The sequence below is a fragment of the Candidatus Flexifilum breve genome, from assembly GCF_016713355.1.
In genome coordinates, this window is the sequence record NZ_JADJPI010000021.1 from 123851 (window position 1) to 141552 (window position 17702).

19 protein-coding genes are annotated in these 17702 nt (G+C 61.8%); all 19 read right to left on the reverse strand.

From position 1 onward, the window contains the following. Nucleotides 1-10: 10 nt before the first annotated feature. Nucleotides 11-1267 carry a glycosyltransferase gene (locus IPK17_RS19030; RefSeq protein WP_343419273.1) on the reverse strand — a complete coding sequence of 419 codons (1257 nt, stop codon included), beginning with the start codon at nt 1265-1267 and terminating at the stop codon, nt 11-13. A 10-nt stretch (nt 1268-1277) separates the two neighbouring features. Then, a complete protein-coding gene (locus tag IPK17_RS19035) occupies nt 1278-1766 on the reverse strand; it encodes a DUF952 domain-containing protein (RefSeq protein ID WP_343419274.1) in 489 nt (162 codons plus the stop codon). Then, nucleotides 1763-2239, reverse strand: coding sequence for a GNAT family N-acetyltransferase (locus IPK17_RS19040; RefSeq protein WP_343419275.1), 477 nt, complete (start codon nt 2237-2239; stop codon nt 1763-1765). The genes IPK17_RS19035 and IPK17_RS19040 overlap by 4 nt, the downstream gene beginning before the upstream one ends. Before the next feature lie 42 nt (nt 2240-2281). Beyond that, the gene (locus tag IPK17_RS19045) at nt 2282-2719 is read right to left on the reverse strand and encodes a GNAT family N-acetyltransferase (RefSeq protein ID WP_343419276.1); all 438 of its coding nucleotides are present in this window, start codon (nt 2717-2719) and stop codon (nt 2282-2284) included. After that, on the reverse strand, nt 2701-4266 hold the full coding sequence (locus IPK17_RS19050; RefSeq protein ID WP_343419277.1) for a glycosyltransferase family 39 protein: 1566 nt from the start codon (nt 4264-4266) through the stop codon (nt 2701-2703). The genes IPK17_RS19045 and IPK17_RS19050 overlap by 19 nt, the downstream gene beginning before the upstream one ends. Continuing rightward, complete coding sequence (locus IPK17_RS19055) at nt 4257-4568, reverse strand: hypothetical protein (protein ID WP_343419278.1); 312 nt, start codon at nt 4566-4568, stop codon at nt 4257-4259. The genes IPK17_RS19050 and IPK17_RS19055 overlap by 10 nt, the downstream gene beginning before the upstream one ends. A 183-nt stretch (nt 4569-4751) precedes the next feature. Further along, complete coding sequence (locus IPK17_RS19060; RefSeq protein WP_343419279.1) at nt 4752-6152, reverse strand: M20/M25/M40 family metallo-hydrolase; 1401 nt, start codon at nt 6150-6152, stop codon at nt 4752-4754. Between the two features lie 200 nt (nt 6153-6352). Continuing rightward, nucleotides 6353-7486: a hypothetical protein gene (locus IPK17_RS19065; protein WP_343419280.1), complete on the reverse strand. Its 1134-nt coding sequence runs from the start codon at nt 7484-7486 to the stop codon at nt 6353-6355. 225 nt (nt 7487-7711) lie between these two features. After that, nucleotides 7712-10561 (reverse strand): VWA domain-containing protein, encoded by a 2850-nt coding sequence (locus IPK17_RS19070; protein ID WP_343419281.1) that lies wholly within the window; start codon nt 10559-10561, stop codon nt 7712-7714. Further along, nucleotides 10551-10925, reverse strand: coding sequence for a HepT-like ribonuclease domain-containing protein (locus tag IPK17_RS19075; protein WP_343419282.1), 375 nt, complete (start codon nt 10923-10925; stop codon nt 10551-10553). Before IPK17_RS19075 ends, IPK17_RS19070 begins: the two co-directional genes overlap by 11 nt. After that, on the reverse strand, nt 10909-11217 hold the full coding sequence (locus IPK17_RS19080; protein WP_343419283.1) for a nucleotidyltransferase family protein: 309 nt from the start codon (nt 11215-11217) through the stop codon (nt 10909-10911). Before IPK17_RS19080 ends, IPK17_RS19075 begins: the two co-directional genes overlap by 17 nt. After that, on the reverse strand, nt 11214-12101 hold the full coding sequence (locus tag IPK17_RS19085) for a toll/interleukin-1 receptor domain-containing protein (protein WP_343419284.1): 888 nt from the start codon (nt 12099-12101) through the stop codon (nt 11214-11216). Before IPK17_RS19085 ends, IPK17_RS19080 begins: the two co-directional genes overlap by 4 nt. Next, nucleotides 12026-13942 (reverse strand): vWA domain-containing protein, encoded by a 1917-nt coding sequence (locus IPK17_RS19090; protein WP_343419285.1) that lies wholly within the window; start codon nt 13940-13942, stop codon nt 12026-12028. The genes IPK17_RS19085 and IPK17_RS19090 overlap by 76 nt, the downstream gene beginning before the upstream one ends. Before the next feature lie 100 nt (nt 13943-14042). Next, nucleotides 14043-14438, reverse strand: a complete 396-nt coding sequence (locus IPK17_RS19095; protein ID WP_343419286.1) for a GxxExxY protein — start codon at nt 14436-14438, stop codon at nt 14043-14045. Between the two features lie 90 nt (nt 14439-14528). Continuing rightward, complete coding sequence (locus IPK17_RS19100) at nt 14529-15413, reverse strand: DUF58 domain-containing protein (protein WP_343419287.1); 885 nt, start codon at nt 15411-15413, stop codon at nt 14529-14531. Nucleotides 15414-15455: 42 nt separating this feature from the next. After that, on the reverse strand, nt 15456-15695 hold the full coding sequence (locus IPK17_RS19105) for a DUF5615 family PIN-like protein (protein WP_343419288.1): 240 nt from the start codon (nt 15693-15695) through the stop codon (nt 15456-15458). Between the two features lie 91 nt (nt 15696-15786). After that, on the reverse strand, nt 15787-15987 hold the full coding sequence (locus tag IPK17_RS19110) for a DUF433 domain-containing protein (RefSeq protein WP_343419289.1): 201 nt from the start codon (nt 15985-15987) through the stop codon (nt 15787-15789). 11 nt (nt 15988-15998) lie between these two features. Continuing rightward, on the reverse strand, nt 15999-17000 hold the full coding sequence (locus IPK17_RS19115; RefSeq protein WP_343419290.1) for an AAA family ATPase: 1002 nt from the start codon (nt 16998-17000) through the stop codon (nt 15999-16001). Nucleotides 17001-17300: 300 nt separating this feature from the next. Further along, entirely contained in the window at nt 17301-17696 is a 396-nt protein-coding gene (locus IPK17_RS19120; protein WP_343419291.1) for a hypothetical protein, read from the reverse strand. Between the last annotated feature and the right edge of the window lie 6 nt (nt 17697-17702).

Sequence of the window (17702 nt, forward strand, 5' to 3'; positions counted from 1 at the left end):
AGCAGATGAGCTAGCGGAGCAGCCGCTCAACCACGCGCACTGCATTCCCGACGCCGTCCTCCGCGCGGATGCGTTCGCCCAACGCGGCGGCGCGGCTCCGCAGCGCAGCATCGCCCGTCAGTGCGTGTATGGTCGCGGCGAGGCGTTCCGCCGTGAGGTCGTGCCGTTTGATCGGTGGTGCGCCGACGCCAAGCTCATACACCCGCCGACCGAAGAACGGCTGATCGCCGATGTGCGCGACAATCGCCGACGGGACGCCCGCCCGCAGCGCCGCGCCCGTCGTCCCCGATCCGCCGTGATGGATGACCGCTGCCATGCGCGGGAACAGCCAATCGTGCGGCGCGAAGTCGAGCAGGCAGATGTCATCCGGCAAATCCTCGGCGTGCAAGCCCGCCCATCCCGAATGGATGATGCCGCGCTGTCCGGTGGCCTTGAGCGCGTCGATCATCACGCGGGTCGTGGCCTGCGGGTCGCGGTTGGACATGCTGCCAAAGCCGATGTACACGGGCGGCGCGCCCGCATCGAGGAACGCCTGAAGGGCAGGTGAGGGCTGCCAATCCGGCGGCGCATCGAGGAACCAGTAGCCGGTCACATGGTGGTGCGCGCCCCAGTCGGACGGGTGCGGCACGACCAGCGGACTGATCCCGAGCAGCGTCGGCGTGCGGTTGGCCGCGCGGATGAATTCGCGCGTTTGCACAGGCGGCAGGCCGAGCTTTTGATGCATGAGCACGGACGCGGGCTTGAGCGCCGAAAACAGCATGGTTTCGATCACATAGCCCCACCAGCGGTTGAGCGGATTGGTTTGACGCGGCAGCAGCGCCTGCATCCCCGCCGCGCCGCTGGCGGTTGGCGCGAGGGGCGACATCATGGCGAGCAGCGGACGGACGCCGCGCGCCTGCCCGATGGCGGCGACCACTTCGACGGTCAGCAGGCCGCTCACCAGCACGTCCGCATCCGCGACCATGTGGAGCAAATCGTCCACCACGTCGACGGCAATCGTGTCGACCATGCGCCGCATGTTTTGCAGTTCGCGCTGCGGGTTGTCGCTGCTGTTACCAAGCCAGTCTTTCCCTAAGTCCGACTGCATGTACGCTTCGATGTCGATGCGGAACGGCATGCAGCGCAGCCCTTCCCGCTCAATCCAGCTTTGAAAGTTGCGCCCCGCGGCCAACGTCACGGTGAAGCCCGCGCGCTGCAAGCCCTTGCCGAGCGCCACATAGGGCTGCACATCGCCGCGTGAACCGAATGCCAGCATCAAAATGCGCATGGATTTACCTCTAAGAGTTGTTCAATATCAGGTCATTCACCCCAACCCCATCTAGACGCACGGCACGGGTGAGCGCGGGCGGCTTTGCGGAGATACAGGTTGGCTCCCCTCCTGAATTCGGGGGGATGGAGGCTAGAACCAACAGGTGGCTGTTGCTCCCGAAGATCGCCGGGTCGATCTTGAACGAACCGTCGGGCTGCATGGGCAGGTCGACCACGCGCATGACCGCGTCGAGATTCAGGTCGCCGTACACATGCGGGAAGTGCTGGCCGTTGGTCGCCAGTTCCCACTTGAGCTCATGCGTGACTTTGTCGGTATCGATCACCAGCACGACCAGATCCGCGTGACCCTGATAGTAATTGTTCGCCGTGTTCTGAACTTGCGCAGCGGTCGAGAAGTGGATGAAGCCCTCGCTGTCAATCGAGGCGGCGTGATACGTGCCGACCGCCTGCGCGTGCGCCCAGTCCGAGCGTGCGAGGATGTGAAGGATGGTGCTCATACCTGCATCTCCAATTCGATTTCATCGTGGATCGGGATGTCATCATGGCCGATCAACGGAATCTCCGGCTTGAGCCGCCGTCCGTCGTCGACCGCGCCCACATGCAGCGCTGCCAACCGCCAACCGCGGCGCTGATAGAACCGCAAAGCGTGGGTGTTATCGTTCGTGGTGATCAGCACCAGACGGCGACAGCCTGCCGCCCGCGCGACCTGCTGGACCGCCTTGAGCAGCGCCGAACCAATGCCTTGACCTTCGGCGCGGCTGTCCAGCGACATGATCTCGCACTCATCACCGTCGAGGCGGTAGGTTACCAGCCCCAACCGCTGATCATCAATCAGCGCGACAAAGCCGGGCAGGGTCGTCATATCGTGCAGGCGTCCCCGCGAGATCATGCGTGTCGACCCCCACTCATCATGAATGAGCTGTCGAGCCCAGATGTGATGATCGTCATTCAGCGGCTGAATATCTAGCATGAGGTGTACTCCTTGCCTACAGGCAACCGCAGTGAAAACGACTTACTCGCCGAGGGGCTTGCGCTCCTTGGTCACGAGGAACAGCGCCCGTTTTGCGCCGGGCAGCGTGTAATCGAAGCCGCACGACTGGAAGAAGCCATCGGCGGACGTGATCGCCATCACTTCGAGGATGGAGAGCTCTTTCGCTCGCTCGATACACGCATCGACCAGCATGCGCCCCACGCCTTTACCCTGCGCCGACCGCGCCACGGCCAACGAGCGGATTTCCGCCAGTTTACGCGAATAAATCTCCAGCACCACACAGCCGATCAAGTCGTCCTCTTCGGTCGCGACGAGGAAACTGGGGAGCAGTTCGTCCAGTTCGCTGTAGGTGCGGGCTAAGACCGTGCCTTCTTCGACAAACGGTCGAATGAGGTCGATGATTGCGGGAATGTCCTCGGATACCGCCGGACGCACGGTTACTACGTTTTTCGTCGCCATAGAAAAAGATTACCGATCTGCGAATCGCGCTCGTAATTATAGATCAACCAGTCGTTTAAGTCAGGATACGATTGCAGCAGCGTATTCGAATCCTCCTGACTGCCCGTCACCCACGGCATGTAATCGACCTGCGCGACGATCACATAGGGCGGCAGCGCGGCCCACAGGATTTCGGCGGTCTGCTCACGCCAGTCGGGCGGATACCAGTCCGCCACCAGCGGAAACTGGAAGATAAAGCGCGTCGCCGGGTTGAGTCCGCTCAGGTAGTAGATCTCCGGGCGAAAGCCCCAGATGAACAGCGAATCGCCGGGGACAACCCGTTCGCGCAGCACGTTGACCACTTGGAGGGACTCATCCGCGCGGAATTCGCCACCGACAAAGCGCGCGTAGTACGTCGCCTGATCTTCCTGCCCGGTCAGATACGGCAGGGTCGGCCTTCCGATGACGACCGCCATGATCAGCAGCAGCCCGGCGAGGGGAATCCAGGACTGAGGACGGAGGGCTGAGAGCGGTCCAACGGCAGACTCTACCCTCAGTCCTTTCACCTCAGTCCTCAGTCCTTGGTTGATCCCCCACGCGCCGAGCAGCGTTAACGGCGCGAGCATCGGCAGCCAGTGATAATCGTAGCCTTTGGCCTGCACCAGCATCATCGCCGCGCCGCTGACCAGCCATACGATCACCGCCCACCAGCGCGTATCCCGCCGCCGTGCCGTGACGATCACGCCGAGCACGCCGAACAGCGCGAGCAAGCCCCACTGCGACCAGCGATAGCTCAGCGCCACGCGGAACGCTTCGATCAGGTCGGGGAGGTTGGCAGTCAGCGTGGTATAGCTGGACGTCAGGCGCGCGCTTTCGAGCAGCGCGTCCCACGCACCCAGACTCATCATCACGGCTGCGCCACCGACAAGTGTTAACAATCCGCCTACGCATATGGCAAATATATCCCAAGATCGGATCGATTTATCCCAAGATCGCCGGATCACGGCATAAATGACCAGCACGGGCAGGCCCATCACGGCGAACGGATACTTAAACCAGAACGTCCATCCGAGCATGGCACCGCTGATCAGCGCCCACACCCACGAACGGCGCGAGGCATCCGCAGCACGGATGGCGCACCACATGGCCAGCGTCATCGGCAGCAGCGCGATCCCGTCGTTTTGCGTGAGCGTCCAGAACGTCTCGGTGAAGTAGAACACGCCGAACAGCGCCGCCGCCCACACACCCACCCGCCGATCTGCGAGGCGCGTGCCAATGGCGTAGAGCGTCAGCGCGATGACCGGAAAGATCAGCAGGTCAATGGCGCGCAGCGCGGGCGCAGTCTGCCCGAACAGCGCCATCGCCGCCGCGTACACATAGAACACGGCGGGCGGCTTGGGATTCCACAAATCGACGTAGGGGGCTTTGCCTTGCAGCAGACCGCGCCCGATGGTCGCGAATTCGCCTTGATCGCGCCCGAGCGGATAGGTGAGCGTCGGCGCGGCGATCAGCAGAATCGCCGCGATGACGATCAGGATCGCGGCGTGGCGGCGCAGCGTCACAGCCATCCGACCGCCCGCGCGAGCAGGAAGGCGATCCCCAGCGAGAGCATCAGGAAAATCCACGCGAGCATGCGTCCGCTCTCCTGCGCCGGGCTGATCTCTTTCTCTTCGATGCTCACTGCGCCGAGCAGATCGACGTAGAAATCGACGTTGCGGCGGCCACGCGTCACGCGCGCCATGTAGTCGTGCCCGGTGACCAGCAGCCACCCGCTGTCCTCATCCTCCCAATCCTCGCCGAGGCGCTGCTTCATAGCGGCGTCGAGGATGGCGCGGGCTTGCTCCGGGGGAATCGGTTCGATTTCAGACATCGTATTTGCCTTAGCCGCAGCCTTTACTGTGCGGGCAGTCGTTCGTGCCTCCCCCACAGGACGCTCCGTCGCGACCCGACCCACCCCCCCCCCGAATTCGGGGAGGGGCAAAGCCGAGTCACCCCTCTCCCCGCTTGCGTGGGAGAGGGGGCTCGGGGGTGAGGGGCTGCCCCAGCGCTGACGTTAACTGCCAATCGTGTATTCGAACGAGAACGGGCCGATCAAGCCGCTGGCGTCCTTCGCCGCAACCGCGACCGAAGCGAAGCGGTCGGCGCGGAAGCCGTCCCATGTCACCTGATTGTCGTTCACTTCAAAGTAGTCGCTGTAAATGAGCGATCCCGGCGGGCGCAGCGCGATCAGATAGCCCGCGGCTTCGGGCACACGCTCCCACACCAGCGTGCGGAAACCGTTATCGCCTTCGCGGAGCTGCACCGAGCGCGGCGGACGCAGCCCGTCAGCCATCGCCGTGGTGACGGCGAGGATCGTCTGTGTGGCGCGCATGAGATACGAGATCTGAATGTCGTCTTTCGTGTCGCGTTCGGTGTGGTGCCGATCTGGTTCTTCCAGCGCTTCGGTGAAGCGCACAGAGGCGAACCCGGCATCGCTGAACGACATGTGATCGCCGTAGCGTCCATCGCGATCAACCGTGGGCTGCACATCAATGGCCATGCCGGGGGCGAGGCGCGCGCCCAACAGGTTGAGCGTGCGTGCCAGATGCCGCGACGAGGATTCATTCGGCTCGGCGCTGAACAGGCGAATCGTGTAGTCGTTGACCGCGCCTGTGCCGCTCGTGCTGCTGCCGATCACGTCCATATTGAACATCGCATCGATCTGGATGTTGTTGGCGCGCAGATAGTCGTTGACGAAGGCGGTACTGCCCTTGCGTTGAATCTCTTCCGCGCCAAAAGCGACGAACATGACCGTCGCGCGGTGTGGGGTCTGGCTCATCACGCGGGCGATTTCCATCAGCGCGGCGATGCCGCTCGCATTGTCATTCGCGCCGGGCGCGAAGGTATTGCCGTTTTCCACGTCGCGCGTAATGCTGTCGTAGTGTGCGCCGATCAGGATGATACCCGCGCCCGTCTCCGTCCCCTGCAGCACACCGATAATGTTGCGGCTAAAGGTATTGATATCGGCGAAATTCACGGCGAATTCCTGCGGCTGCAGCACCGTGAAGCTGTTCTGGTACGACTGGTCACGGATGAGATTGAACTGGTTGAGAATGTAGTTGTAGGCCGCGCCGATTCCCTCCGTCGGGCTGGTCCATGAGGACAGCACATGACGGGTGCGCATGCCGACCAGCGCATCGATATGCATGATCAGGCGGTCGGGCTCCACGCGATTCATCACGTTGAGCAGCGTGGTATCGGTCTGCGTCTCCACGCGCGGCACGTTGGTCGCTTGATCGGGAAACTCTTCCGGCGCGAGAGTCGGGAAACCAATCGTGGGCGGCGGCGTAAACGTCGCGCGTGGCACCAACGACGGCGGCGGCGCATTGTCGGTGAGGTTACACGCCAGCGCGGCCACCAGCATCGACAGGGCGATGAGCACGAGGGGGAGGGGAAATGTGTGTCGTCTTCTCATATCGCCGCGATTTTACCACAGGAACCGCGCGCGTCAGCGTAACGGAGGGCAAAAGACCTTAAACAACAGAGCAAAAAGAAAGTACCTAACGCAAAGACGCAAAGGCACAAAGGCGCAAAGTATCGAGATCAGCATCAGTCCGAAGCTTCATCTCAATTCCTTTGCGTCTCGGCGTCTTTGCGTCTTTGCGTTGAATCTTTTTACCTTACCTGCGACCAATAGCCGACTTCCAGGCCGGGGATGAGCGTGACGGCGTAGACCGTGTTTTCCGGCGCGAGGATATACGTCGTGTACGAGGTGCGTCCCGCCGCCTGCCGCGCCGAGTCGAAGCCCATTTCCGGCGCAGTCGCCCAGCCGAGACCGCTCTCTGTCCCGCCGAGCAAATCCCAGATCAGGCCAAAGCCGCGCACGGGCGTGAGCAAGCCCTCCGGCGCTTCTGCCGTCGGGTCGGGCGCGCCTTCACGGAAAATGTCTTCGTACACGCGCACGCGACCATCATCCGTCAGCACGTAGATTTCGAGCGTATCCGAGAACCAGATCAGCGCGCCGTGCTCGAACGGCTGATAGGCGATCATCACCGCCAGCGGCGGATCTTCCGGACAGCGCGACATCTCCAGCCCGCCAATCCAATCCTGCGCGCACGTGATCGTGAAACTCACATCCTCGGTGACCACCTGCTCGCCTGCCGTTGCTTCGAGGCGGTAGGTGTACTCGCCCGCCGTCGCGAACGGGTACACGCGCAGCGACCCTTCCGCGGGCACAGGCTGTGCGGTCTGCGGGCGGACACAGTTCTCAGCGTCAACGCACGGATACAGGTAGACATGTTCGCCCTGCGCCGTCCATGTGAGCGTTGCGCCGCTGGTGTTATCGCCCGCCTCGGCGGTCAATGCGCGGATCGCCGCCGGGCTGACCGCATCGACCGGGCTGACCGATGACGCCGTGAACACGGACACCGACCGCGGAAGCCAGATCACCGCGCCGACCGGGAGCTGCGTTGGGTCGTCAAGGCAGTTGAGCGCCGCCAACTGTGTCACCGTGATCATGGTATAGCCCGTCAGCAGCACGTCGAGACGGTCGCCGAGACGCACCACATACGGCAAAAAGCCTTCGAGCGTCGGCGCGGCACAGGTCGCCAGACGCGCATCGTTCGGGTTGGGCACAATCGGGTAGAGGCGAATTTCGCCCTGATGCGGAATGTTCGGTGTGGCGGTGAAGCGGGCGGCGGGCGGGATTTCGGTCAAGTCGGGCGCAGGTACGGCGGGCGTCACTTGCTGCGCCAACGCCGCGGTGGCCATCAACAGGAGCAACCACACAAACAGTAGAAGTCGTCTCATCCAGAGTCCTCAACTAGCCAACACATGGTCGGGTGCGCCGCGGCGCACCTTGCAACCTCCCCCCTGCTCCTGAGGAGCATCAAATGTGCTTTGCCAGTCCCCTCTCCTCTTTTCGGAGCGGGGACTTAGGGGTGAGGTTCCATCCAATCAATCTTCATACTAGCAGATGCCGCGCGCCTGACCTATGTTGAAACGCCAAGCGGAGGGGAGGCGTAGGGAGGTAAATTAGCTCCCCCCGCCGCGATCTTTGCGCTTTTGCAGCAGCTTCCCGGCGATATTCCCCTCGTCGGACTCCTTGAGCGTGGGTGCGCCGCGAATCGGCGGCGGCGCGTTCGGCGCTACCTTGATCTTTTGGGGCGCGGGCGTTTCGCCGCCCGCCGTGGGTTCGCCCGTCGGCGTGACCTGGGTGGCCGTGACGCTCGTCTTTTCCTGCGCGCGGGCTTTCGCGCCCATCAACGCGGAGACGCGCTCGGTCGCATCGGGCACAACTTCCGGCGGCGAGAGCCAGCGCCGCAGCCGCGCGAGGTCGCTCTGCGTGATGATCAGGCGGCGCACCGCAATATCGAAGGGCAGCAGCAGCACCGCGATCAGCAGCAGCGTTGGCGCAAGCGGATTGGTCGCCACTTGGGCTTGCAGGGTATGGGCAAAGGCTTGCGCCGCATTGTCCAGCGGTTGGCGCGTGCCGCTCGTCAGTTCGGCCAGATCCGGCAGAATCGATTCGGCATCCGAGCGCGTGCTGTATTCCGGCGAGTAGCTCATCACCCACCCGCCCGTTTGATTCAGCGCGCCGTCGGCTTCGCTCACGCGCACAAAGTACGCGCCTTCCGCGCCGGGCGTGAACGTCGCCTCATAGCGCCCGGGCGCGACCTGCTCCAACTGAATGCCCACCGCGCTGCGATCCGGGTAGACCAGCGAGCCGATCAGATTCAGCCCATTGAGGAAGCTGCCATCGTCGGCGCGCGCATCAACCGTCAAGCGGGCGCGTTCGCCCTCCATCACAATGCGCGATTCGAGGTTTTGATCCGTCCCTTCGGTGATCGTCCAGCGCACGGTCTGGCTCCAGAAGCGCGCGAACCCTTCCCACGACACCCAGTTGCCCGACCAGCGCCCGGAAACATCGCTCGTATACGCGACCGCCCGCCCTAAGCCGTACTGCCACGCTGCCAGCACCGGGTCGCTGAACGGTTCCGGCCCGCTTAGAATCACCTGCGCCGTATCTTTGGGCGTCGTTGCCACATAGCCGAGCAGCGATGGCGCTTCGCTGATGCCTTCCATAATCGGACTGATAGCGCTCAACACCGGGTTGAACTCGCCTTCGATGATGTACGAGCGCGTCGCCAGCACCGTCTCCTGCGCGAAAATCTGCGGGATCGTCTCGACGGCCATCACCTCGTGGTAGTTGCCGCCGCCCACATCCGCCATCTGCCGCAGGAAACCGACCGTGGATTCGCCAATGCTAATGACCGAGGTGGTGACGCCGTAATCCGTGTTCAGGGACTGCGTCAGTTCGACCAGCCCACCGGGGTCTGCGCCGCCATCCGTCAGCAAAATGATGTGCTTACGGTCTGACGTTTCGTTCTGCATCGCTTCGCCCGCGAGGCGCATGCCCGCGAGGATATCGGTGCCGCCGCCCGCGCTCAGCGTGCCCACCTGCGCCTGCAGATACAGCCGATCCAGCACGGGCTGCATGTCGAGCACCCAGTAGCCGTCCGTGTCAAACGAGATCACCCCGGCACGGTCGTTGCGCTGCAAGAAGTTGATCGAGCGGATGATCGCTTCTTTCGCCAGTTCGATGTTGGCGACGCCGCTCGGCCCGACCAGCGACATACTGCCGGAACGGTCGATCACATACACCAGCGTGATCTGCGGTAGGCGCTGTTGATCGCGGATTTGCATTTCGACGGGCAGCATCTCTTCCAGCGGCGTCTCGAAGTAGCCGCCGGGCGCGTACGCATCTTCCCCGCCGATAGTGACCAGGCCGCCGCCGAGGTCGCGCACGAAGGTTTGCAGCGTTTCCATGCGCTCGTTCGAGAGCACGGTCGCGGGGATGTTATTCAAAAGGATCGAGTTGTAATCGGCGAGCGCTGCCACGCCGATGGGCAGGTCGTTCGGGCCGACCACATCGACCAGCAAGCCCTGCTCTTCCAGCGCGCGCGTCAAATTGACCGCCTCGTCGGCGCTCTGCGTCACCACCAGCACGCGCGGCGCGCCGACCACGCGGCTGAACGCGGCGAGGCCGTTGTTCTGATAGAAGTTGTCGCTCCCGACCGGATCCACCTGCACGCGAAAATCGCGGAAGCCGCTCTCGCCGGATTGCAGCGTGAGCGCAAAGTGATTCACGCCCGCGCGCAAATCGACATCCTGCCGGTGGATGATCGAGCCGCCCGCAAACACGGTGATCGCCGCCGGGGTCGCCGCCTCCGCTGTGACCGTCAGGCTCAGGTCGAACAACTGCCCCGCGCCGACGCTCGTCGGCACGCGCACATCGCTCACCAGCACTTCCGGCACCTGCTCAACGCGCGTGAACGGCACAAAGCTGATCTCGACGTCGGTCGCCGCCGCCCGCCGCGCCGCGATCTCCGCGTCGCCGACCGTTTGCAGGCCGTCGCTCAGAATCACAATGCGTTTCGCCGCGTCCGCTGGGAACAGCGCCAGCCCCAGGCTGATCGCTTCCTGCAAGTCGGTGTTCCCGGTGAGGGGCGTCGAGCGCAGCGGTGTGATTTCGCGCACGCTGCTCATCGGGCGTTCGACCAGCGCGTTCGCGCCAAAGGCGACAATCGCCGCCTCGTCTTCGGGGCGCATGGCTTGCAAAGCCTCACGCATGAAGTCGACCTGTCGATCCGTGCCGCCCACGCTGTCGGACATATCCACGAGGAACACAACCGCCAGCTTATCCGCCGCTTGCGCCGCCTGCGCCCCCGCCAGCGCGAGGATCAGCAGCAGCAGAATCGCCATGCGTAAAATCAGGCTCGTGAGGTCACGCCCACGCCGGAACGCCACCCGCGGTCGCCCGACGTAGATCACGACCGGGATCACCAGCAGCAGCAGCAGCGCCAGCGGAAAACTAAACGTCATCAGGATTACTCTCTACATCCTCGTCCACAAACGGCGGCAAAATTGCCTCAAGCTGTCTGACTAATTCAGGTACGCTGATAGTGGCGGCATTCCATAGAATGTCATAGCGAGTATTGAGGTAATCATGGACAAGAATATTCCTCATGCCAATGATCTCCCGCCACGCGATTTGCGTGAATTGCTGCTGCACTTCGCTCGATACACGAGAGGCCGACTCGCCGATATTCTGAATCACATACGATAAGGCTGCCGCAAAAAACTCATCTTGTTCCAACATTGCGAGTGTTTTGCCTGCAACGAACCGCTGTGCCTTCTTCGCCGCATCCAGCATCTCACGCAACCGCCCTTCATCCCGATCGTTCATAGATCACCTGTGCGCTGCTCAAAATGCGGCGGCGAACGTACTGCTTCAACATTTCCGGCGTTGCAAAGTCGATCCGTCGTCCGAGCAAATCCTCAAGTTCGTACTGAATCGTAAAGAAGTTCAGTCCTAAGCTCACATCCGGCTCGAATTCGACCAGCACATCAATGTCGCTGTCGTCGCGGAAATCGTCGCGCAGTACCGACCCGAACAACGCCAGCTTGCGAATGCGGTGCTTCTGGCAGAATTCGGCGATCTGCTCTTCAGGGATCAAAAATCCGGTTGGCGTGATCACAGCAGCCCCTTGCGCCGGAGTTCATTATCCAGCTTATCGAACCCCTTTTGCTCGTCGCGGGTGAAGTCGATGTAGGGGATACCCGCCGTGACGAGCGTCGGTTCCATCTCCTGCACCTTGAGCAGAAAGATCGGTGTGCCCACTTCCTCCGAGAAGAGAAACTCTTTCGCCGCCCACTTCGACCGCTTCCAGTCCGGCGACATCACGCTGATGGTTGCCGCTGCATTCTTGATCACCTCTTCGAGTTCCAGAAACAGCAGACCATGATAATCACGGTCGCTGTCCTGATAATCCCAGTAGCCATAGCCGCGCCCTTTCAGATAGTCGCGCAGCTTGATCACAAACGCCGTGTCTTCTTCCGCATAGCTGATGAAGACATAGCCTTTGGACTTGGGCGCCGTCTTTTTGACGGGTTTCGCCGAGAGATCCTCTTTAGGCAGCCGGGCGATCAGCGCTTTCAGCCCCGCCGCGTAATCCTCACGGAAATCGATGTAATCGGCGCGATACAGTTCCGGCAGATACTCAGGTTCGCCTGCCAGCAGCACCGGAAACACGGGCTTGGACATGCGCCGCGCCGTCCACAATTCGAGATCGATCACGGGGGTGCGGTTGATGTGCCGGCTGGAGAAGTAGATGAGTCCGTCCGAGCCGGCGATGGCGTCGTCTTTGACATCCTTCCAGTCGATGCCCGGCGGCACGTCATCCGGTACGAGCCACAGCGGCACACCCGCCGCCCGCAGATCGTTGAACACCTGATCGAGGTTGAATTTTTTGCGGTCATGCCGCGAATAACTGACGAAGAAGTAGCTCATGCGGTCACGCTCCGGCGCGTCAAGGGCTTGAACAGGGTAGGCGCGGTCATGCGGCGGTGATAGGCGATCCATTCGATGAGCAGCACCAGCAGCGCGCCGAGCGCCAGCCATGACCAGAACTCGCGCTGCCCGATCTCTTCTTCGACCGTCGTCGTGACCACCGTATCGCCGAGGATGATGCTGTCGCGCGGGCTGATGCGGCTTTCGCCCGCGTCAAACACGTTGACGGCGAACTGTCCCGTACTGACGGTCTCCACGCCCGCCAGCGCCGTGACCGTATACAGGCCGGGCGCTGCCGTGTCGGTGAAGGCCACGCCCGGCACAGCACGCGTCGTGCCATCGGGATACGTCACGTTGACCGTTTCCGCGCCCGGCGGCACCGTGATCGGCAGCGTATCGCCGACATTCAAGCCGTCCGGCGCATTGATGACGCTGGGCGGCGTGAACCAATCCAGCAGCGCCGACATCAGAATCGGGAAGGTGATTTGCAGCGGCAAGTCGGAGTCGCGCAGATCGAAGGTGAGGATCGCGATCTGGCTGCTGTTCTGTTCGCCCGCCAGCAGCAAAGCGCCGCCGTCCACACTGATCAACGCGTCTGCCCACGACGCCGTCACCTGCTTGAATTTGAGGATGTTCACCGTTGCGAAATCCACAAACGTCATGCGCGGGTCATCCCGGCGCACGCGCGGATTCAGCGCCGCATTGCCCGTGCTCTCCGCCCCCACGGCGAACAGCCCGGTCGAGCGCGGCGGGTTGATGAACAGCATATCCGCATCCGGCAAAGTCGCAGGCAGCCACCCGTCGAACACGTATAAATCGAAAGGCTCAATCGGCAGCCCGCGGTTGATATCCCCGCGGAAGGCTTCCACACCGGGCAGGCTGCGCAGCACCTGTTCGATGAACAGGTTGCCTTCGGTCATCACCAGCGCGCGCCGTCCGCCGCTCGTCGCGTTGACCGCCCACGCGGTGTTGTCATCCGCGAGATAATCGGTCGTCGTGGCATCGGACGGCAAGGTAACACCCGCCTGCAGCGTCGTGAACGTCTCTGGCAGTTCGTTCAATCCCAGCGGGATCGAACCGTTCGCCGGGATGGTGTATTCCTCCGCCCGATACAGCGTGCCATCCACGCGTAGATTGAAAATTACACGCGCATCCTCGCCGCCATAGTTCGTGATTTGCGCGAACAACTGCGGCGCTTCACCGGGGAGTGCCCGCGTCGCCAGCGCGGTCACGGCGACGTTGCTGCTCGCCGTCCCGACCGGGATGTATTGCAAATCACCGGGAATCGCCGGGAGCTGAATCGAATCGTCGGTCGGGTTGAGCATCCCGCCGCCATCGCTGATGATCACCACGTTGAAATCGACAGCGCCCGCCGCGCCCGCCGCCGCTAACGTCAGCGCGGCGTTCCAATCCGCTGAGGCGTGACTCGGTTCGGCACTCTGAATAGCTTCGCGCAGCGCCAGCGCATCGCCCGTATACGGGCTGAGCACTTCCGGTTGGTCGGCCACGCGGATCACGGTCATCAGGTCGCCCGCGTTCATGGTGTTGACCATGTCGAGCGCCTGCTGCTTGGCCTCGTCAAAGCGCGTCTCTTCAGTCGAATCCGTTGCGTTCATGCTGGCCGATGCATCCAGCAGCACGGCGATCTGCCCCGCGCTCACCGCCGGGACGATCACATACGGGCGCGCCAGCGCGAACACCAAGAACAAGAGAATCAGCAACTGCAGGAACAGCAGCAGATTGCGGCGCAGCTTCTGCCACGGCGTATTCGCCTCGCGATCCTGCAAAATCTGCTGCCACAGGAACGTGCTGCTCACAGTGACTTCGCGCCGCCGCAACCGGAGCATGTACAGCAGAAGGATCGGGATCGCCAACAGCCCCGCGATCAGCGCCAACGGCGTCAGAAACGACATACGCTGTCCCCTAGAGCTGAAAAGCAAGGAAAAACCAAAGATTCAACGCAAAGACGCGAAGGCGCAAAGGCGCAAAGTGCAGATTTTGAAAAATGAGGGTTCATAGGTTGTTCACTACCCGTTTGATCCCATTCTTGACGTAACGTTCACCGAAGTTGATGACCATGCCTAACCGTAACCCGGTCAGGCGCAAATAGGTGAGCGTTTGCGCTTCGAACACCACATGATACTCTTCGGTTGACTTGCATTCGACAATCACCAGATTGTTCACCAGCACATCGATGCATAACGGTGTGGCCAACGTCTGCCCTTTGTAAAGAACTGGCAGGCGCTTCTGCCGTTCAACATCGAGCCCGGTTTCGCGCAGTTCCCACACCAACGCTTCTTCGTAGACACTTTCCAGCAGTCCCGGCCCGCCGAGCGTTCGGTGCACTTCAATCGCCGCCGTCACAATGCGATAGCTGATCTCATCCTCACCGAACCTCACCGCCTGCATCGTTCTCGATCCCCCACCTTTGCGTCTTGGCGTCTTCGCGCCTTTGCGTTGAATCTTTTCTTTCTTGTTCTTCTTGCTTTGTTCTTGTCTTTACTTCACTACACCCGCCCGCCGCAGGTCATACAGGATGACTTTCTCCCACGACGATCCAGTGTCAGCGGCGACGAAATGCACGCCCCGCCGACTGCACTCCTGGCGGATATCGTCGCGCCACGCCTGCACGCGCTGCATGTACAAGTCGCGCATGCCGCCGTCGATGCTTACTTCCTGCGGCGCGCCCGTCTCCACATCGACCAAGCGCAGATCACCCGCCAGCGGCGGTTCGATCTCTTCGGGCGCGAGTGTGTGAATCAGCGCGACCTCATGGCCTTTTGCCAGCAGCGCATTGATCCCGTCGATGTACCCCTCCGGCGAGAACAGATCGCTGATGACCATCGTCAATCCCGGACGCCCGGACTTGAGCGCGTACGCTTTCAGCGCGGCGTTGATGTCCACGCGCCCCGCTGCTTTCAGCTTGACCATGTAGCTGAGCAGCGCCACGCTGTAAGCGCGTCCCCGCGCCGGACCGAACGTGTCGCCACCCAAAGCGCTGATCATCAGGCGGTCGTTAGTCGTCAGCGAGATGTAGCCGAGCCCGGCGACCAACCGCCGCGTAAAATCGAACTTGTTGGCCTCGCCCGCGCCCCAGTTCATGCTGGCCGAGTTGTCGAACAGCACATGCACGGCGAGGTCTTCTTCATCTTCATACAGGCGCGTGAGCGGACGCCCTAACCGCGCATAGATGTTCCAGTCGAGGCGGCGGAGATCATCGCCGGGGGCGTAGTTGCGGTAATCGGCAAATTCGATGCTCGTGCCGCGCTTGACCGAGCGCCGCTCGCCCTTGATCGCGCCTGCGCGCACCCGCGACGCCGCCAGCATCAACTGCTCCAGCTTACGCCGCGTCTTCTCGTCAAACAACTGCTGATCAGGCATCATCTTTGTCCGCAGGGCGTATCCGTACGCGTTCTAGTTGGGCGGTCACAATTGCTCCGGCCTCAAGTTCACTCCCATAACTTTCGAGGACTTGCAAACACACTTTGACTGTGCCCTCAATGAGAGATCTACCAGACGAACAATTCCCGAATGTGGCAGGCGGCGAACAATCACCAACTCACCGAAATCCTTATCCAATGTGATTAAGATTCGTCCTTCCTCATGCGCCCGTTCGAGAATCGCAGTGTCGCCAGGATCAGCTCCCCAATCACCTGCCCAAATCACATCATGTCCGGCGTTTTTGAGGTCAGCGCGTACGCCACTCCAGACACAAGTATCAAGCAGCGTTGAACTTCAGTAGTTCAACCGCTTGCAACTAGCGGCATACCAGACAAGCTTGGACATCTTCAATTTCCAGCCAGTCATAAGCATCCACAATGTCTTGCGGGCTATCACCAGCGGCCAACATGCCCAGCACATGTTCAACTGCTAACCGCCGCCCACGAATGATTGGTTTGCCGCCGAAAATCTGCGCATCAATCGTGATGCGCTCCAGCAATTTCTGCTCACTACTCATCCGTAATCCTCCTACTTCGTCTTCGGCACGGCCTTGAGCGCGTCTGCGATCACCGTATCCGGGCTGATGCCTTCCGCCAGCCCTTCAAAGTTGAGCAGCAGGCGATGCCGCAGCGCGGGCGCGGCGACCGCCGCCACATCCTCAAACGACACGTTGAAGCGGTTTTCCAGCAGCGCGTTGATCTTCGCGCCGAGGATCAGCGCCTGCGCGCCGCGCGGACTCGCGCCGTAACGGACAAACTGCTTGACGCTCGTCGGCGCATCGGTGGTTTCGGGATGCGTCGCCAGAATCAGCCGCGCTACATACTCGTTGACGTGGCTGGCGACAGGCGTATTCAGCGCCAGTTTGCCCATGTTGATGACCTGCACACCATCGGCGGCCTTGGTCGCGCGCGGCGTGTCCGCGCCCGTGGTGCGGTCGAGGATGCCGATCAGATCCGTCAGCGTGGGGAAGGTCACCAGCACCTTGAACATGAAGCGATCCAACTGCGCTTCCGGCAGCGGATACGTGCCTTCCATTTCCAGCGGGTTTTGGGTCGCCAGCACGAAGAACGGCGGTTCCAGCGTGTAGCTGCGATTCGCTACCGTGACGGTTTTCTCCTGCATCGCTTCCAGCAGCGCCGACTGCGTCTTGGGCGTCGCGCGGTTGATTTCGTCGGCGAGCACGAGGTTGGCGAACACCGGACCGGGCTGGAAGCGGCGCTGCTTCGAACGGCCATCTTCCGAATCTTCGAGGATGTCTGTTCCAGTGATGTCGGCGGGCATGAGATCCGGCGTAAACTGAATGCGCGCGAACTTCAAATCGAGCGCGTCCGCCATGGTCTTGATGAGCATCGTTTTGCCGAGACCGGGCACGCCTTCCAGCAGCGCATGCCGCCCCGCGAGGATGCAGATCAACACGCTGCGCACGACCGGGTCTTGCCCGACAATCACGCGCTTGACTTCCGCCTCAATCGCCTGCGCGAGACGGCTGAACTCTTCTAGGTTAATCGCTGCTGCGGGAGCGGTCGACATATGTCCTCATCTCATGTGAACAAACTTGCACTCTATCGTATCCTCTCCCCATGAAGAGGGGATGAGGGTTCAGACATCACCATAACTACACCTAGATGCGCCGAATGGCTCAGAACTGAGTCAAATGGATGGGATTCTTTCGTCAAAACATAGCCGTACTCCATTGTTGAACTCACTAAACCCACACCCAAAGCCCCTCTCCTCTTTTGGAGAGGGAATTTAGGGAATGAGGTTGATCGGTCTCCCCTCCCTGAATTCCGGGAGAGGGCTGGGTTGGGAGTTCTCAGCATTGCTCACCTCTCACGCAAACAACGACCGTTCCGGCTCATGCGTCAGGAAACGGTACACGTAGTACAGCAGAATCACGTTGATGACCAAGCCAAGCACATTCGGCGGCGTACTCGTTGCCCCAAGCAGCAGCAGACTCAGCCCGAACTCCCCCAGCACCGCGACCACCCCGAGCAGCAGGCCGATCCGCTTGCGCCGCCAGATGAGCAGGGCCACGCCGATCGACAGCAGCGCAACTGCGCCCATCGCCAGCACCGCCAGCGGCGTCCAACTGACATACGCGGCCAAATCGCCTTGCAGGGCAACGAACAACGCGCCGACGCCCAATAACCCGAGCACACCGCGCGCCAAAAACAGAAACACCACGCCCGTTACATTTGATCCGCGCGGGATCGGTTGGTTACTCATGAACTA

Bases quoted from the DNA above. Each gene is read 5' to 3' on its own strand.
- IPK17_RS19030 (WP_343419273.1), bottom strand. From the start codon at position 1,267: ATGCGCATTTTGATGCTGGCATTCGGTTCACGCGGCGATGTGCAGCCC.
- IPK17_RS19035 (WP_343419274.1), bottom strand. From the start codon at position 1,766: ATGAGCACCATCCTTCACATCCTCGCACGCTCGGACTGGGCGCACGCG.
- IPK17_RS19040 (WP_343419275.1), bottom strand. From the start codon at position 2,239: ATGCTAGATATTCAGCCGCTGAATGACGATCATCACATCTGGGCTCGA.
- IPK17_RS19045 (WP_343419276.1), bottom strand. From the start codon at position 2,719: ATGGCGACGAAAAACGTAGTAACCGTGCGTCCGGCGGTATCCGAGGAC.
- IPK17_RS19050 (WP_343419277.1), bottom strand. From the start codon at position 4,266: ATGGCTGTGACGCTGCGCCGCCACGCCGCGATCCTGATCGTCATCGCG.
- IPK17_RS19055 (WP_343419278.1), bottom strand. From the start codon at position 4,568: ATGTCTGAAATCGAACCGATTCCCCCGGAGCAAGCCCGCGCCATCCTC.
- IPK17_RS19060 (WP_343419279.1), bottom strand. From the start codon at position 6,152: ATGAGAAGACGACACACATTTCCCCTCCCCCTCGTGCTCATCGCCCTG.
- IPK17_RS19065 (WP_343419280.1), bottom strand. From the start codon at position 7,486: ATGAGACGACTTCTACTGTTTGTGTGGTTGCTCCTGTTGATGGCCACC.
- IPK17_RS19070 (WP_343419281.1), bottom strand. From the start codon at position 10,561: ATGACGTTTAGTTTTCCGCTGGCGCTGCTGCTGCTGCTGGTGATCCCG.
- IPK17_RS19075 (WP_343419282.1), bottom strand. From the start codon at position 10,925: ATGAACGATCGGGATGAAGGGCGGTTGCGTGAGATGCTGGATGCGGCG.
- IPK17_RS19085 (WP_343419284.1), bottom strand. From the start codon at position 12,101: ATGGATCGCCTATCACCGCCGCATGACCGCGCCTACCCTGTTCAAGCC.
- IPK17_RS19090 (WP_343419285.1), bottom strand. From the start codon at position 13,942: ATGTCGTTTCTGACGCCGTTGGCGCTGATCGCGGGGCTGTTGGCGATC.
- IPK17_RS19095 (WP_343419286.1), bottom strand. From the start codon at position 14,438: ATGCAGGCGGTGAGGTTCGGTGAGGATGAGATCAGCTATCGCATTGTG.
- IPK17_RS19100 (WP_343419287.1), bottom strand. From the start codon at position 15,413: ATGATGCCTGATCAGCAGTTGTTTGACGAGAAGACGCGGCGTAAGCTG.
- IPK17_RS19110 (WP_343419289.1), bottom strand. From the start codon at position 15,987: ATGAGTAGTGAGCAGAAATTGCTGGAGCGCATCACGATTGATGCGCAG.
- IPK17_RS19115 (WP_343419290.1), bottom strand. From the start codon at position 17,000: ATGTCGACCGCTCCCGCAGCAGCGATTAACCTAGAAGAGTTCAGCCGT.
- IPK17_RS19120 (WP_343419291.1), bottom strand. From the start codon at position 17,696: ATGAGTAACCAACCGATCCCGCGCGGATCAAATGTAACGGGCGTGGTG.